Annotated in this window: 1 protein-coding gene; it reads right to left on the bottom strand. The window is 70.2% G+C overall.

What is annotated here, in order from left to right; genetic code table 11:
- Positions 1–938, bottom strand: a 938-nt coding sequence (locus DWX39_RS10765) for an IS256 family transposase (protein WP_233512214.1), incomplete at its 3' end; no start/stop codon positions are given.
- Positions 939–1052: the final 114 nt, after the last annotated feature.

Below are 1052 nucleotides of genomic sequence, written 5' to 3'. Positions count from 1 at the left end.
GCCCCCCCCGGGGGCGCCGCCTCGGCCCACACGCAGCGCGCGAGGTCGGGGTCGTCCTGGTAGACCGCGGCGTGCACGAGGTCCCTGACGGCCGCCTTGGAGTCCTCGGGCCTGCCCGAGCAGGCACTCTGGAGGTTGCGCTGCAGGTGCGTCACGCAGCGCTGCCAGGCGCAGCCCTGGAACAGGCGCGAGACGGCGGCCACGAGCCCGGCGTGGCTGTCGGAGACCACGAGGCGAACGCCGGCCAGCCCGCGCTCGCGCAGCCCGCCGAGGAATGCCGCCCAGGAGTCCTCGCTCTCGGTGTCGACCACGTCGCAGCCCAGGAAGTGCTTGCGCCCGTCGGCGCCCAGCCCGATCGCGGTCACGACGCCCTGCGAGACGACCGACGAGCCGACCCTGCAGCTCATGTAGGTGGCGTCGAGCCACAGGTAGCAGCACGGCGTGCCCGACAGGTCGCGGCGGCGGAACTCCGCCACCTCGGCGTCGAGGTCGGAGCAGAGGCTCGAGACCTCCGAGCTCGACAGCGAGGATATGCCCAGCTTGGACGCCACGCGCTCGACCTTGCGGGTGGACACGCCGCATACGTACATCTCCTGCACGATGGCGGCCACCGAGGTGTCGACGCGCGACCATCGCGCGAGCATGCCCTCGGGGTAGTAGGTGCCGTGCCTGAGCTTGGGTATCTCGAGCTCCACGTCGCCCACGGCGGTCTTGAGCGACCTGGGGCGGTAGCCGTTGCGGCTGTTCTCCCTGCCGTCGCTGCGCTCGTTGCGGCTCGCGCCGCACATCTGCTGGGCCTCGGAGTCCATCAGCGCGTTCATCACGCTGCCCAGCACCCTGCACGCGAACTCGCGCGCGTCGCCGCACTCCTGCCAAAGCCTCGCCGCCTCGAGGGCCTCGTCGCGGCCGAGGCGCAGTACACTCTCTTCTTGGGGCATCGCCTTTCCTTCCATCCGTCACCTTCATTACTCCAACGACGAATTCTAGGCGGTGTCCCCTCCCTTTCAAGAAAGGGCGGAGGCGGGGCATGCCCCGCCTCTTACACCACATCT

The sequence above is a fragment of the Collinsella sp. AF19-1LB genome (genome assembly GCF_003459655.1).
Taxonomy (GTDB): Bacteria; Actinomycetota; Coriobacteriia; order Coriobacteriales; family Coriobacteriaceae; genus Collinsella.
The sequence above is the reverse complement of the archived record's forward strand: the minus strand, read 5'-3'. Positions and strand labels throughout refer to the sequence as shown.